Origin of the sequence: Heliomicrobium undosum (genome assembly GCF_009877425.1) — a bacterium.
GTDB lineage: Bacteria > Bacillota > Desulfitobacteriia > Heliobacteriales > Heliobacteriaceae > Heliomicrobium > Heliomicrobium undosum.
The window spans coordinates 156,758-171,182 of record NZ_WXEY01000003.1; the positions used below are offsets into that span (position 1 = coordinate 156,758).

Annotated in this window: 14 protein-coding genes and 1 riboswitch; of the genes, 13 read left to right on the plus strand and 1 reads right to left on the minus strand. The window is 61.7% G+C overall.

The genetic code is table 11. From position 1 onward, the window contains the following. Window positions 1–129 precede the first annotated feature (129 nt). On the minus strand, window positions 130–1,902 hold the full coding sequence (gene recQ / locus GTO91_RS04525) for a DNA helicase RecQ (RefSeq protein ID WP_161255494.1): 1,773 nt from the start codon (window positions 1,900–1,902) through the stop codon (window positions 130–132). Window positions 1,903–2,174: 272 nt separating this feature from the next. On the opposite strand from recQ, the gene GTO91_RS04530 reads away from it, so the two are divergent. The 13 genes from GTO91_RS04530 to pnpS all read left to right on the plus strand — a co-directional run bounded on the left by GTO91_RS04530 (window position 2,175) and on the right by pnpS (window position 14,380). Then, entirely contained in the window at window positions 2,175–2,936 is a 762-nt protein-coding gene (locus GTO91_RS04530) for a histidine phosphatase family protein (protein WP_161255497.1), read from the plus strand. Next, window positions 2,933–3,343, plus strand: coding sequence for a fluoride efflux transporter CrcB (crcB, locus tag GTO91_RS04535; protein WP_161255500.1), 411 nt, complete (start codon window positions 2,933–2,935; stop codon window positions 3,341–3,343). The genes GTO91_RS04530 and crcB overlap by 4 nt, the downstream gene beginning before the upstream one ends. Beyond that, a complete protein-coding gene (locus GTO91_RS04540) occupies window positions 3,340–3,711 on the plus strand; it encodes a fluoride efflux transporter FluC (protein WP_161255503.1) in 372 nt (123 codons plus the stop codon). Before crcB ends, GTO91_RS04540 begins: the two co-directional genes overlap by 4 nt. 103 nt (window positions 3,712–3,814) lie before the next feature. After that, window positions 3,815–3,986: riboswitch (cobalamin riboswitch) on the plus strand. Between the two features lie 126 nt (window positions 3,987–4,112). After that, complete coding sequence (thiC, locus tag GTO91_RS04545; protein WP_161255506.1) at window positions 4,113–5,510, plus strand: phosphomethylpyrimidine synthase ThiC; 1,398 nt, start codon at window positions 4,113–4,115, stop codon at window positions 5,508–5,510. Window positions 5,511–5,900: 390 nt separating this feature from the next. Continuing rightward, window positions 5,901–7,211, plus strand: coding sequence for a B12 lower ligand biosynthesis ThiC-like protein BzaB (gene bzaB / locus GTO91_RS04550; RefSeq protein ID WP_161255509.1), 1,311 nt, complete (start codon window positions 5,901–5,903; stop codon window positions 7,209–7,211). Between the two features lie 82 nt (window positions 7,212–7,293). Continuing rightward, window positions 7,294–8,328, plus strand: a complete 1,035-nt coding sequence (locus GTO91_RS04555; RefSeq protein WP_235919114.1) for an ABC transporter substrate-binding protein — start codon at window positions 7,294–7,296, stop codon at window positions 8,326–8,328. Continuing rightward, window positions 8,325–9,125, plus strand: coding sequence for an ABC transporter ATP-binding protein (locus tag GTO91_RS04560; RefSeq protein WP_161255512.1), 801 nt, complete (start codon window positions 8,325–8,327; stop codon window positions 9,123–9,125). The genes GTO91_RS04555 and GTO91_RS04560 overlap by 4 nt, the downstream gene beginning before the upstream one ends. Next, the gene (locus GTO91_RS04565) at window positions 9,122–9,883 is read left to right on the plus strand and encodes an ABC transporter permease (RefSeq protein ID WP_161255515.1); all 762 of its coding nucleotides are present in this window, start codon (window positions 9,122–9,124) and stop codon (window positions 9,881–9,883) included. The genes GTO91_RS04560 and GTO91_RS04565 overlap by 4 nt, the downstream gene beginning before the upstream one ends. Before the next feature lie 103 nt (window positions 9,884–9,986). After that, window positions 9,987–10,673 (plus strand): zinc metallopeptidase, encoded by a 687-nt coding sequence (locus GTO91_RS04570; protein WP_161255518.1) that lies wholly within the window; start codon window positions 9,987–9,989, stop codon window positions 10,671–10,673. 203 nt (window positions 10,674–10,876) lie between these two features. After that, window positions 10,877–11,380, plus strand: coding sequence for an anaerobic ribonucleoside-triphosphate reductase activating protein (nrdG, locus tag GTO91_RS04575; protein WP_161255521.1), 504 nt, complete (start codon window positions 10,877–10,879; stop codon window positions 11,378–11,380). A 31-nt stretch (window positions 11,381–11,411) separates the two neighbouring features. Next, window positions 11,412–12,236, plus strand: a complete 825-nt coding sequence (pgeF, locus tag GTO91_RS04580) for a peptidoglycan editing factor PgeF (RefSeq protein ID WP_161255524.1) — start codon at window positions 11,412–11,414, stop codon at window positions 12,234–12,236. Between the two features lie 9 nt (window positions 12,237–12,245). Next, window positions 12,246–12,944: a response regulator transcription factor gene (locus tag GTO91_RS04585; protein WP_161255527.1), complete on the plus strand. Its 699-nt coding sequence runs from the start codon at window positions 12,246–12,248 to the stop codon at window positions 12,942–12,944. Window positions 12,945–12,946: 2 nt separating this feature from the next. Beyond that, window positions 12,947–14,380, plus strand: coding sequence for a two-component system histidine kinase PnpS (pnpS, locus tag GTO91_RS04590; protein WP_161255530.1), 1,434 nt, complete (start codon window positions 12,947–12,949; stop codon window positions 14,378–14,380). Window positions 14,381–14,425 lie beyond the last annotated feature (45 nt).

The following is a 14,425-nucleotide window of genomic DNA, read 5'->3' on the forward strand; positions in this document are numbered from 1 at the left end:
TCACCCTTTCCACCGATATGCGCGCATTCTATACTCATAGCCGTATGCGACGGTGGTGGAGAGGGTGAATTGCTTTGCGCGCCAGTTGCTTGCCGGTTGTGCAGCAGATTGCGCTAGCTGTGTACCTGGTTACGCGCCTGTTGTGTGTCGCCGGATCTCCTCTAAAAAGGCGTCGCCATACCGCTCCAACTTGGTCTCGCCGACGCCGCTGATGGCGCGCAGGGACATGCGGTCGAGGGGGAGCCGCTGGGACATCTCCCGAAGGGTGCTGTCGGGAAAGACGATGTAGGGCGGGACGCCGTCGCGGTCTGCGATCGTTTTGCGCAGGCGGCGGAGATGTTCGAAGAGGTCGCTGTCCGCCTCCAGCCGGCTGGCCCGCTTGCGCACCTTGAGGAAGACCTTTTCGCGGCCTTTCAAGACCGGGACGGCCTTTTCCAAGAGGCGCACCACAGGGAAGGCGCCTTCGGTCACGAAGAGGTAGCCCTCGGCGGTGAGGATGTTGATCATGTCGGTGATTTCTTTGATGGTGTACTCTTTCATCAGGCCGTAGGTGGACAGGCGTTCGAAACCGGTCTGGGCCAGCTTTTTGCTTTTCGACCCTTTGAGGACCTCGGCGACCAGGTTCATGCCGAAGCGCTCCTGCATGCGGACGATGCAGGAAAAAATCTTCTGGGCTTCTGTGGTGATGTCGACCGGTTCGGCATCGTCGGCGCAGGTGCTGCAGTTGCCGCATTCTTCCGGCGCTTCTTCCCCGAAGTAGTGGAGGATATGGCTGCGCAGGCAGCGCGGCGTGTGGCAGTAATCGATCATCGACTGGAGTTTTCGGTGCTCCATCGACTTGCGCTCCGGCGTCGCCTGGTTTTGTTCGATGAGGAACTTCTGGGTGTTGATGTCGCGGGCGCTGAATAGCAGGATGCACTCTGCCGGCTCGCCATCCCGCCCCGCCCGACCCGCCTCCTGGTAGTAGGATTCCATGTTCTTCGGCATGTTGTAGTGGATGACGAAGCGCACGTTCGATTTGTCGATGCCCATCCCGAAGGCGTTGGTGGCCACCATGATCCGGGTGTTGTCATAGAGGAAGGCGTCCTGGGCGCGCGCCCGTTCCATGTCCTCCAGCCCGGCGTGATACCGCCCGGCGCGAAAACCCTTGCGGACGAGGTATTCCTGGAGTTGGTCCGCTTCGCGGCGCGTGGCCGTATAGACAATGCCTGCTCTCTCCCGGTTCGCTTCTAGGTAGCGGATGAGGAAATCTTTTTTGTTTTCACCCCGGATGACGCGAAAAGAGAGGTTGGGGCGGTCGAAACCGGTGGCGAAGATCTGAGCCGCCTGCAGCCCCAGGTGCCGGATGATATCCTCTGTGACATATTCCGTGGCTGTGGCGGTAAAGGCCGCCACCCTCGGCCGGCGGGGATAGTCAGCGACCAGGGAGGCGATGGTGAGGTAACTGGGACGGAAGTCATGCCCCCATTGGGAAACGCAGTGGGCCTCATCGACGGCGATCAGAGAGACGGGCAGCCGCTGCAGCAGGTGGCGAAAGTGGGGGGATTCGAGCCGTTCCGGCGCCAGGTAGATCAGTTTGAAGTCGCCCCGGTTCATCCGCTGGATGCGCAGGTCTGCTTCATCGCTGTCGAGGGAACTGTTGATGAAGGTGGCGGCGATGCCAAGGTTCTGGAGGTTGTCCACCTGATCCTTCATCAGCGCGATCAGCGGAGAAATGACGACGGTCAGGCCCGGCAACAGCAGCGCCGGGATCTGGTAACAGATCGACTTGCCGCCGCCTGTCGGCATGATGCCCACCGTGTCACGACCGGCGAGCAGGCTCTCGATGATCTTTTCCTGGCCGGGCCGGAAGGCGTCATATCCGAAATGCCGCTTCAGCAATGTCCGGGCCTGTTGCAACATGCGAGTCACTCCATATCGGTGAGTGTCCATTAAAGGACATTCGTCTTTTTTCATGAACCTTTCATGAACCTTTATCGTTCTCTTTTTCGACACGATAGGCAGGTGCTCCTGCTTTCTGGAAATGAATGGGAAGAAGGAGTCTTGACGTTCCTCTCCCCCCATACTACACTTAAAGATATTTCCGAACCCTTGTGAAAAAGCGATGACGGAGTCTCTTCATCGGCTTTAAAAAAGGGCCTGGGTTTGCGGATGACAAAATGGAGTCGGTCAACATGCAGATTATCTTCGTCCGTCACGGGCAAACGGACGAAAACATCATACCGCTCGGGGCGCGCTTCACCATCGATACCTTTAATGCCATGATGGCCGGTTCCCCGTCGACGGTGCGGCTCAACGCGACAGGGATTCATCAGGTCGAGGCGGTGGCTCGCCGGCTGAAGCCGGTCCCGGTATTGGTGGCGAGTCATTTTCAGCGCGCCCAGGAGACGGCGGCCATCCTGGCAAAGTCCTGGGGCGCTGAGGTCGTCACCCTGGAAAGCCTGGGCGAGATCGTCCTGGCCAAATTCCCGGGGCGGGGCGCTCGACGTGAGATTCCTTTCTGGCTGCTCATCGCCATGACCGTCTGGCGTCACGCCTGGCCCTTTACAGAGGGAGAGGAGACGTTGTACCAGGCTTTCCGGCGCGCCCGGACTGCCTGGGCGCAGCTGCTGGAACTCGCGTCAGAGCGGGGTCCTATCGTCGTGATCTCCCACCAGGGCTTTTTGCGGATCCTCCTGTGGTATCTCCGGTTTCAACGCGGTTGCCGGGTGCGAAAAAAAGACCTGTCTAATGGAGGCGTCTCCATTGTGGAGGTGGAGGAAACGGCCAGGGGCGCAGGCAGCGACAGGGCATTTGAACCGGCAGGGGCAGGAACGATGCAAGGGCGTCGCTTCATGTTGCCGCAAGAGGAAGAACCGGCCGATGAAGCCGCTGCCGCGGTGGAAAACGTCGCGACGGTGGAAGCCATCGCTGTATTGGGCAGGGACCTGAGATGAACAGTTTGGCGGTGGCTGTGGGCGGTTTTCTGGGCGCGATGGCCCGCTTTTTGATGGGAACCTGGCTGACGCCCTTGACCGAACAGACCGGTTTCCCCTGGGGCACTTTGACGATCAACCTGTTGGGCGCTTTCGCGCTCGCCTTTTTTTTGACCCTGGCCCTGGAGCGGGTGAAGGTCAATCCGGCGATGCGAATCGGTTTTTCAACGGGGTTCCTTGGCGCTTTTACGACTTTTTCCACCTTCGCTTTGGAGAGCCTTCGCTTGCTGGAGGCGGGGCAAGCGCTTCTGGCAGCCGTCTACTTGCTGTCCAGCCTCACTTTGGGATTGAGCGTCACCGCGCTCGGCGTGCGCATCGCGCGCGCCGTCAAGGTGAAGGGGGCGGCTGCGCTGGAGGTGGAGCGATGACGATTTGGGCGTTCCTTTCGATCGGCGCCGGCGGCGCGCTCGGGGCGCTGGCGCGTTACGGCGTCGGGGTGGCCGTATCTAGACGGTCTTCGCTGGCCTATCCGCCGTCCACCTTCTTCATCAACATCGCTGGGGCCTTTTTGCTCGGACTGTCGGCGGCCCACGCGGCGCATAGCCCCGGCTCGGCTTGGGTCGAAAAATACGTCTTTCAGATCGGCTTTCTGGGCGCTTTCACCACCTTTTCCACCTTCACATTGGAGGCCTTCCGGATGATCGAGGACGGTGAATGGTTCCGTTGCGGCCTCTATGTCGGCGGCAGCGCCGTCATCGGGTTACTAGCCTGCGCTTTGGGCTATTACGCCCTATGACGAAGTGTTTTTAGCCCCGTCAGGTCCCGTTGATATTCTTTTGCAACAACTATCTTTACAGGCCGCCATTTCGCGATTAAGATAATAAGCGCAACCACTCAATTACATAGTCACGTTCACAGGTGCCCGTGAGGGAGAATAGGGAACCGGGTGAGAATCCCGGGCGGTCCCGCCGCTGTATGGGGGAGCCTGCTGCAAGATGCCACTTCGCGAGAGGGAAGGCGCAGCCGGTGAGGAACCCGAGCCAGAAGACCTGCCTGTGAACGGTCAAGGGTCTCTTTCCCGGCAAAGGAGACTCTTCGTGGGATGATGGCAAAGTCCCCGGATCCGTCTATGGATCCGGGGACTTTTTTTCTTGCCGGGCAGCCGGTGACGGCGAAGAAAAAAGGAGGCTGAACGGAGTGGAACTTACCCAGCGTGAAGCGGCCCTGCGGGGCCTGATCACACCGGCCATGGCCGAAGCGGCCGAGCGGGAGCAGGTGGAGGCCGAGGTGATCCGCCGCGGGCTGGCGGAGGGGACCATCGTCTTGCCCTTCAACCGCAGGCGGGCCGAGGGACGGCAGGCCGTCGCCTTTGGCAAGGGATTGCGCACCAAGGTCAGCGCGTCCATCGGGCTCCCCCTCGACGGCGGGTCGGAGTCGGAAGAGCGCAAGAAATTGGAGGTCGTGCTGGCAGCAGGGGCCGACGCGGTGCTCGACCTGTCCATCGGGGCCGGCGCCGACCGGGTGCGGGAACCGGATGCCCATCTGAGCGATTATTTGGCCCTCTTCCGTCGGCACGTGCTGTCCACCTCGACGAAACCTGTCGGGACGCTGCCCCAGTACGAGGTGTTCGCTTGCCGGCGCGGCGGAAAGGGAGGCGGCATCCTGGCGACGACCGTAGATGAAATGTTCGAAGCGATGGAGCGTCACGCCGCCGACGGCGTCGACTTCTTCGGCTTGCACTCGGCCATGACCTTGAAGGCGCTGGACCTGGCGCGGCGGCAGGGGCGCCTGACCCACATGGTCAGTTGGGCCGGCGCTTCTTTGGCCGGTTGGATGCTTTACCACGAACAGGAAAATCCCTTCTACCGCCACTTCGACCGGGTGCTGGACATCTGCCGGCGCTATGACGTGACCCTCAGCCTGGCTGACGGGCTGAGACCCGGCTCAGGGCACGATTCCCTCGACCGGGCGCAGGTGCAGGAGATGGTAATCCTAGGCGAGCAGGTCCGGGCGGCCCGTGACGCCGGTGTGCAGGTGATGGTCAAAGGCCCCGGCCATGCGCCCCTCCATCACTGCCGCGCGACGGTGCAGTTGCAGAAACAAATCTGCGAGGGAGCGCCTTACTTCATCTTCGGCCCCCTGGCCACCGACGCCGCCCCCGGATACGACCACATCACCTGCGCCATCGGCGCCGCCTTGGCCGCCTCCGCCGGCGCCGACTTGATCTGCTATGTCACACCGGCAGAACACGTCCGCTTCCCCACCGTCGAAGACGTCCGCACCGGCGTCATCGCCGCCCGCATCGCCGCCCATGCCGCCGACGTAGCAAAGGGGATCCCCGCCGCCGTCGAACGCGACGCCGCCCTTTCCCGAGCGCGAGGGTTGCGGGACCGGGTGACGGAGCGGAAGCTGGCGCTAGATCCGGATGCCCTGACGTCCACCGGCAGTGTTGACGCGGTGGACGCTCCTATCTCGGAGGAAGGCATTGAAGACGGAAAGGCTCCGAAGCAAGAGAGTGGCTGTCACGCTTGCGGTGATGGCTGTTCCCGCCGAGTGCTGGCGGAGTACTTCGGTGCTCCGATTGAGTACTGCTAGGCACATAAAGGATGCGAACAAAAAATGAGGGTATCTGAAAAAGGCTGACTGATAAAAAAGTCGACTGAAAAAAAGCGATTTGCCTGAGTGCTATTGCCATTTCACGAATAGGTAAGTCCTGGGTGTATTGGCGCAGCGAGCGGTTTGGGCGGAGCGGCGTGATGAGCGCAGGTTGCGGAGCGGAAAAGCGCGCCATGGACATGCAGAAAAGCCCTAGAGGTTTGGCGCGCCCGCGCAGCAACCCAGCGAACAGCCGCGGAGCCCTTAGCGAGCGGAGCCAATACACCCCGACTTACCGCAAATGCAACGTTGCGACTAACTTTTAGCAGCGACACTTCAATAGGCGATGTTAGCAAACCCAAGCCGAACATAACGAAGGAGGAACCCCCCATGACCAAACTGACCCAAGCCGAATTCGCCCGCAACGGCATCATCACCGCCCAGATGGAATACGTCGCCCGCCGCGAAAACGTCTCCCCCGAAACGATCCGCCGTGCTATCGCTGAAGGAACCATGGTCATCCTGGCCAACAACAGCCGCCCCAACGTGGATCCCGTCGCCATCGGCAAGGGCATCCGCACCAAGGTCAACGCATCGGTCGGCTCCTCGCCGGACCTGATGGAGAGCGAAGGCGAACTGGATAAGCTACGCGCCGCCGAGAAGGCCGGCGCCGACACGATCATGGACCTCTCCTCGGGCGGCGACATCGACGGTTTCCTGCGCCGCACCCTCGCCAGCACCCGCCTGCCTGTGGGCACCGTGCCCTTGTACCAGGTCGCCAAGGAAGCCATCGAGCGCTACGGCTCCGTCGTGGCCTTGACGGAGGAAGATATCTTCACTGCCATCGAAAAACACGCCGAGGCCGGTGTCGATTTCATGGCCTTGCACTGCGCCCTGAACATGGATGTCATCGAACGTTTGCGCCGCCAGGGGCGGGTGACGGACATCGTCTCCCGGGGAGGCGCCTTCATGACCGGGTGGATGCTCCACCATGGCAAGGAAAACCCGCTCTACGCCCGCTTCGACCGCGTGCTGGAGATCGCCAAACGCTATGACATCACCCTCTCCATCGGCGACGCCATCCGGCCCGGCGCCATCGCCGACTCCCTCGACCGCGCTCAGATCCAGGGACTGATCTTGGTAGGGGAACTGGTCCAACGAGCGCTGGAGGCCGGCGTCCAGGTGATGGTCGAAGGACCCGGACATGTGCCGGCCCACCATATCGCGACAACGATCCAGATGCAGAAACAACTCTGCCATCAGGTCCCTTACTTCGTCCTGGGCACACTGGTGACGGACATCGCCGCCGGCTACGACCATATCTCCTCTGCCATCGGAGCGACAATGGCCACCATGGCCGGCGCAGATTTTATCTGCTATGTCACCCCGGCGGAACACCTGCGGCTGCCGACGGCGGAGGATGTCCACCAGGGCGTCATCGCCGCCCGCATCGCCACCCATGCCGGCGACATCGCCAAGGGAATTCCCGGCGCCGCCGAATGGGATCTGGAAATGTCACGCGCCCGCAAGGCCCTGGACTGGCGCCGGCAGATCGAACTGTCGATCGATCCGGAACATGCCCGTCAGGTCCGTTCGGCCCGCAATGCTGATGACGCACCGGCCTGTTCCATGTGTGGCGAGCTCTGCGCCATGAAGGTGGTTAGCCAGTACCTGGGGAGCGATGCCGTCGAGGGCTGTTAACAAGAACGGGGAGGATTCGGGGCAAACCTGTCGAATAATCGCAAGATATCTATTTCACGATACTACATGAGGAGTGCTGATGATGTTCGAACAGGCAAAACCGATCCGCAACCGACGTATCCGCATGCTAACGGTGGCGCTGGCCGCGCTATTCACCCTTCAGGCGCTGTTGATCACCGGCTGTGGCAAATCAGGGAATCCCCAGGCGGCGCCGGGACCGAATGGAGCGCAGGCCCCTTCCGTCGCAGCAGCCGGTCCCGTCAAACTGGGCATCCTGCCCATTGAAGACAACCTGCCCTTTTACGTGGCTGAACAGGAAGGCCTCTTCAAGGCCCGCGGTGTCGATGTGACCCTGGTGCCCTTCAGTTCGGCCCAGGAACGGGACGCGGCCATGCAGGCCGGCCAGATCGACGGTGAGGTGGCCGACCTGGTGGCGGTGGCGCTGTTGCAGAAGAGTGGCACACCGGTCAAAGTGGCCGCTGTCGGACTCGGCGTCAACGCCAAAGAAGGCCGATTCGCCCTGCTGGCCTCGCCGAAGTCGGCTGTCCGGCAGGTGTCTGACCTGAAAAACGCCCAGGTGGCCATCTCTGAAAACAGCATCATCGAGTTTGTGGGCGATCAGATCCTGGCCGAGGGCGGTTTACGGCCTGCCGATGTCAAGAAAATGGCGATTCCGAAGATCCCCGTGCGCCTGCAGATGCTCTTGAGCGACCAGATCACCGCCGCCATCCTGCCCGACCCGCTGGCCTTCCTGGCCGAGCGGCAGGGGGCGAAACTGATCGCCGATGATACGCAAAAGAACATCTCTCAGACGGTCCTGCTCTTCCGCAAGGACAGTGTGGAGAAAAACCGCGAGGCCATCCAAAAGGTGGTCGCCGTCTACGGCGAAGCCGGCCAGGCGCTCACAGCCGATCCGGCCAAATTCCGCCCCCTCGTCGTCGCCAAAGCGAACATCCCCAAAGAGATCCAGGACAGCTATCAGTCGCCGACCTTCTCCAAGCCCGTTCCTCCCAGCCGGGAAGACCTGGCGCGGGTGATGGACTGGATGGCGGCGAAGAAGCTCCTGGAGAAGCCCTATGCCTATGAGGATCTGGTCGATCCGTCGCTGGCGCCATGATCGTCGCCAGGGACCTCCGGTTGGCCTACCGCCAGCCGGGGAACACTGTAACCGTTTTGGAGGGCTTTGACCTGACCGTTCCCAAGGGGGAGCGCTGTGTCCTCATCGGGCCTTCAGGCTGCGGGAAGAGCAGCCTGCTCTTGCTGCTGGCCGGGCTGCTCAAGCTAAGCGGCGGCGTCCGACACGCGAGCGGTGGCAGCGAGGCGGGCGGCCGGCTGCATGTGGGCGGCCAACCCCTCGAGGGGCCCCGCCCGCAAACATCGCTGATCCTACAGGACTTCGGCCTTTTTCCCTGGAAAACGGTCGAAGAGAACATCGCCCTGGGCCTGCGCTTGAAAGGGGTGGGGGAGAGGGAGGCGGCTGAACGGGTGCGTCCTGTCGTAGAACGTCTCGGCTTGGCCGGGACGGAGCGCCGCCACCCCCGCCAACTCTCCGGCGGCCAGCGGCAGCGGGTCGCTGTGGGGCGGGCGTTAGCGACGGAACCGGACCTGCTGCTCATGGATGAACCCTTTTCCTCCCTGGACGCGCTCACGCGGGAGTCCCTCCAGGACCTGATCCTGGAGATCGCCCGCCGCGACCCCTTGACCATCGTCCTGGTCACCCACAGCATCGAGGAGGCGGCTTTTCTTGGCCAACGCATCCTCATCCTCGACGGCCCTCCCTTGCGGATCATCGGCCAAGTGGACAACAGCGGCGCCGGCGCCTCAGATTACCGCCGGCAAAAAGGTTTTCACGCCGCCTGTGACGAGATCCGCCGCCTCATGGTGAAGGCCTCCGAGAGGGGGAGCTTGCGATGAGACGGTTTCGCAACGGCCTCGCCATGGCCGGCGCCGCCCTGCTGTTGATCATGCTCTGGCAGGTGGCGGCGATGGCTGTGGACAACCCCATGCTGCCGTCGCCGATGGAGGCGTTCCGTGCTTTTGGCGAATCTTTTTCCGGCAGGCTGCCGGCCCACCTCTGGGCCAGCGCCTTTCGCGTCCTGGTCAGTGTTATCCTGTCGATCCTGCTGGCTGTTCCCCTCGGTCTTTTCCTGGGTAGAAACCGGCAGGCGGATCGCTGGATCGCGCCGGTCATCTTCCTCACCTATCCCATCCCGAAAATCGTCTTTCTGCCGCTGGTGCTGCTCTTTCTCGGCATCGGCGACGCTTCGAAAGTCTTTTTGATCACGCTGATCGTCTTTTACCAGATCGTCGTGACGACGCGAGACGCCGCCCGGAGCGTGCGCGAGTATGATCTGCTTTCCCTTCGTTCGCTGGGTGGAAACGGCTGGGACCTCTACCGCCACGTGATCATCCCCGCCTGTGTGCCCGACATCCTCACCTCCCTGCGCATCAGCATGGGAACGGCGGTGGCCGTCCTCTTCCTGGTGGAATCCTTTGCGACGACAGAGGGTCTCGGCTACTTCATCATGGACGCCTGGAGCCGGGCCGCTTCTGCCGAGATGTTTGCAGGGATCATCGCCATGGGGTTGCTCGGTTTTGGCCTCATCCTGCTCGTCGACTTGGCCGAGGCGTGGTTGTGCCAGTGGCAGGCGGCTGAACAGAAAATGGAATAAAATGGATGTCGGATTGACAATACTTTTTGCTTTCGGCTAAAATATTGGATGTACAGCCATTGCTCCGCTCCATGTTCAGCGAAGGGAAAGGAAAGGTGAATCCATGTTCTTTACCCCCTATGACGTGATCGTGCTGCCCTTCTTTTTCCTGGCTTTGTATGCCCAGTACAAGGTGTCCAGAACCTTCAGCAAGTACGCCGAGGTGCCGGCTCGAGGCGGCAACACGGGCGCACGGGTGGCGAGAGGGCTGCTCGACGCCAACGGTCTCCATCATGTGCCGGTCGAGATGGTCCATGGCAAGCTCTCCGACCATTACGACCCCCGGGTGCGTGCCGTTCGACTCTCTCCCGATGTCTATCACGGTTACTCCGTCGCGTCGCTCGGCGTCGCCGCCCACGAGGTGGGTCACGCCATCCAGCACTCCAGCGGATATGCCCCGTTGGCGCTCCGACACGCTTTTGTCCCTGTCGCCAATATCGGATCCATGGCGGCTTTTCCGCTTTTCTTTCTCGGGTTCCTGATGAAGTGGAGCGGGCTGATCCTTCTCGGGATCATCCTCTTTAGCGCCGCCGTGCTCTTCCAATTGATCACACTGCCGGTCGAGTTCAACGCCTCGAACCGGGCTATGCAGATGCTCGCCCACTACAACTACGTAGGCCGCGACGAGGTCGGCCAGGTGAAAAAGGTTCTTGGCGCGGCAGCCCTGACCTATGTGGCCTCGGCGCTCGTGTCGGCGGCTGAACTGGTTAAATATGTGTTAATCTTTTCATCTTCCAGCAGAGATGAGTAGAAAAGACGAGTTTCGCAAGCCCTCCGCCGCCGGCGGGGGGCTTTTCACTCCCTGCGCCTTCCCCTATAATTGAAACGGGCGCTCCCATGGATGTCGATAGTCGGACTCGACCTATCGGCGAACAATCCTGAACATAAGGAACCGATGCCGTCAACATTCGAATATGGGAATCTATGAAACATAAACCACAGGTGGGATAGACGATGAAAATTCGCCTGGCTGGTATCGTCACGGACAGCTTCGTCGACGGCCCCGGAATCCGCGCCACCCTCTTCGCCCAGGGCTGCCCCCACGGGTGTTCTGGGTGTCACAATCGCCATACCCACGATCGTCTCGGGGGCGTGGAAATGGAACTGGAGGAGGTCCTGGCTGAGATCAGCAGGGCGCGCCATATCCAGGGGGTGACCTTTTCCGGCGGTGAACCCTTCGAACAGGCGCAAGCCTTCGCCGAACTGGCCCGCCGTTTGAAAGCGAAGGATACACACCTGGTCATTTATTCGGGGTACACCTTTGAAACCTTGTACGCCCGTAGCCGGGGCGACGGCGACGTTTTCGACCTCCTTTCCCTGGCCGATTGGCTCGTCGATGGCCCCTACGTCGAGTCACTGCGGGATCTGTCACTGCCCTTCCGGGGATCGAGGAACCAGCGGATCCTGTTGTGCAAAGAATCGATGGCCGCAGGCCGCGCCTTGCAAGCTATGGAATAGCTTGATTTTTTTTATACGGAGGGGGATGCCAATGGCGAAGCCTGCCCGTTGGGAACTGATAGATGATGGAACAACAGCCTACTACCGGTTCAACTGGCCCACCGGCGCGGTCCACGCCTTTTCCGGTCGACTGGGCGGCTTCAGCGACCCGCCTTATGACGGGTTGAACGTGGCCCTCCACGTGGGCGATGACGCCGGGCGGGTCCGGCAAAACCGCCAGGCCTTGTCCCGAACGCTGGGGCTGCCGGCAGGCGACTGGGCATGTGTCAATCAGGTGCACAGCGACCGGATCGTCTGGGTCGGTCCGGGGGAGGATATGGACGAGGACTCTCCGACAGGGGTCATCCATGCCGACGGTTTGGCCACCGACCTGGCCGGCGTTCCCCTCGCCGTCTTCGGCGCCGACTGCGGCTTGCTGCTCTACTACGACCCGCAGGCGCGGCGCATCGGCGCTGTCCATGCCGGATGGCGGGGAACGGCAGCCGGTCTGCCCCAAAAGATGGTGGAGGCCTTCATCGCCCGGGGCAGCCGCCCCGGCGATATCCGGGTGGCGCTTGGCCCTCAGATCGGCCCGTGCTGTTACCCTGTCGGCGAGGATGTGGCCGCGGTCTTCCGCCAACGGTGGCCTTTTGCCGAAGCGGTCCTTGGCCCAAGCAGCGCCGAGGGCAAGCGGACCCTCAACCTTGCCTTGGCCCAGCGGTTGCAATTGGAGATGGCCGGTATCGCCGGCGAGCATATCGGCGAATTGGGCCTGTGCACGTCTTGTACGGAGGCGCTTTTTTCCTACCGCCGCGACGGCGGGCGGACCGGTCGCCAGGCAGCAGTCATCATGTTGAAAATTGAGGCTCACCGATAAGGAGGATATATGGCGAAGATCCTGGTAGTGGAAGATGATCAACACATTTTGGAACTGGTCCGCTTCAACCTGGAAAAAGAGGGACACGCCGTCCAGGCGGCCGTTGACGGAGAGGCTGCCCTGGCCTGCCTTCAGGAGGAGCTTCCGGACCTGATTATCCTCGATCTGATGCTGCCGCGTCTGGACGGCCTCGAACTGTGCCGGCGCGTCCGGTCGCGGAACCACTCTTCCCATCTGCCCATCCTCATGTTGACGGCCAAAGGGGAAGAGGTGGACAAGGTGATCGGCCTGGAGATGGGCGCTGATGACTACATGACCAAACCCTTCAGCCCCCGCGAACTGGTCGCTCGCATCAAGGCCTTGTTGCGCCGCACCACCCGCAGCGATGCCCGCCCCGGCGGTCCCATGCAGGTGGGCGAGTTGACCATCGACGCTGAACGCTATGAGATCCGCGTGGGCGGTGTCAAACAGGACCTGACGCCGAAGGAATTTGAGTTGCTGCGCTGGCTCGCTTCCCATCCGGGTAAGGTCTTCACCCGCGAGTTCCTCTTGGAGCGCATCTGGGGATACGACTTTTTCGGCGACAGCCGGACCGTAGACGTCCATATCCGCCACCTGCGGCAAAAGGTCGAAAAGGACCCGGGAAACCCTCGTTACATTGAGACGGTTCGCGGCGTCGGTTACAAGTTTCGCGATCCGGAGGCCTGATCATGGTCAACAACCGGGAGGCGGAACACCGTCCATCAGGCCTGGCGAGTCTGCTGGCGGTGCGACACAGCCTACAGTGGCGGATCACCGCCGCCTTTGTCGTCCTTGTGTTGTTGCCGCTCGGCTGGCTCTATTTCTTTACGCTCGATGTGCTGAAGACCCATCCGGGCCTGCTCGCCACCCTCTTTTTCTTCTTCGCCTTTTCCACAGGCGTTGTCTTCCACTGGTCGGGGCAGCTTGCCAAAACGCTGGAGGAATACACCCGCGTCGTCCACCGGCTGGAAGCAGGCCATGGCGCCGGCCACTACCTGATGGACCAGCCCGATGAATTGGGCCGGCTGGCCAAGGCGATCCATCAGACCGTCGAGACCGTTCGGACCAAGATTCACCAACTGAGCCAGGACAAAACCAAGTTCGAGACAATCCTGGAATCGATGGTCGAGGGGGTCGTCGGCTTCGATCACATGGGCCGCATCCTGCTGATGAACAGCGCCGCCGAGCAGATGCTGCGCGTCCAGTCGGACCGCGTCCGGGGCAAACTTCTCCTGGAGGCCTTCCGCCATCGCGAACTGGAGGGCTTGTTGACACAGGCCTTGAACACGGGGGAAGCGCAGAAAAAGCAAATGCAGATCTGGCCGAACAGGCCGCAGACCTTCCGGGTGCAGGTCGTTCCCGTCTGGACCGAGCACCGGCGGCTCCTCGGCGCGGCTATGGTCATCGACGATGTGACCGAGGTGCGCCGACTGGAACAGATGCGCACGGAGTTTGTGGCCAACGTCTCCCATGAGTTGCGAACGCCCCTCACGTCGATCAAAGGCTTTGTGGAGACGCTGCTGGACGGCGCCCTCGATGACACCAAGGTGGCGAGGCGGTTCCTCTCCATCATCAACGAGGAGACCCAGAGACTGCAGCGCCTGATCGAAGACCTGTTGCAACTGTCGCGGATCGAGAGCCAGTTGGGACGGGTCGTTGAGGGTCAGTCCTACCTCGAACCGGAGATCCAGCGGGTGCGCAACCTCCTGGAGCCCATCGCTGCCGACAAGCGGATCACGCTGCAGGTGAATGTGGACACAAACCTGCCCCTGCTGCCGCTCTCGTCGGACAACCTTAAGCAGGTGCTCGTCAACCTGACGGAAAACGCGATCAAATACACCCCCGAGGGCGGGCGGGTGAATGTCCGGGCGACCCGCGAGGGCGACGGCGTCACCCTGGAGGTGCAGGATACGGGCATCGGTATCCCGGAGGAGAGCCTCCCGCGGATCTTTGAGCGCTTCTATCGCGTCGACAAGGCCCGTTCGCGGGAGTTGGGCGGCACCGGACTGGGGCTGGCCATCGTCAAGCACATTATTGAACGGAGCGGCGGGCGGGTGACGGTGCGATCCAAAGTCGGCGCCGGATCCACCTTCACCGTCTACTTCCCGGCGGCGCAGGAATAATGGGAACAATCACAATATATCAATTAACAATAAGATAACACGGCC